General features: G+C 69.4%; 1 protein-coding gene. It reads left to right on the top strand.

The features are described 5' to 3' along the window. Nucleotides 1–248, top strand: a 248-nt coding sequence (locus OH705_RS28265; RefSeq protein ID WP_267303578.1) for a TonB-dependent receptor plug domain-containing protein, incomplete at both ends; no start/stop codon positions are given.

Raw genomic sequence — 248 nt, 5'->3', positions numbered from 1 at the left:
GGCGCCGGTGGAAGTGGAGGGCGAGGATTCGCCCTACCAGCCCGATGCAGCGCAATCGCCCAAGATGACCGCGCCGCTGCTGGACACGCCGCGTTCGGTGCAGGTGGTGCCCAAGCAGGTCATGTCCGACCAGTCCGCCAGTTCCTTGCAGGACGTGCTGCAGAACTCGCCGGGTATCACCTTCGCTGCTGGCGAAGGCGGGCGCGCCGGCGGCGACCTGCCCGTCATCCGCGGCCAGAATGCCGCCA

It is taken from the genome of Pseudomonas sp. BJa3, assembly GCF_026343815.1.
Classification (GTDB): domain Bacteria; phylum Pseudomonadota; class Gammaproteobacteria; order Pseudomonadales; family Pseudomonadaceae; genus Aquipseudomonas; species Aquipseudomonas soli.
This window is presented reverse-complemented; position numbering and strand designations above follow the sequence as displayed.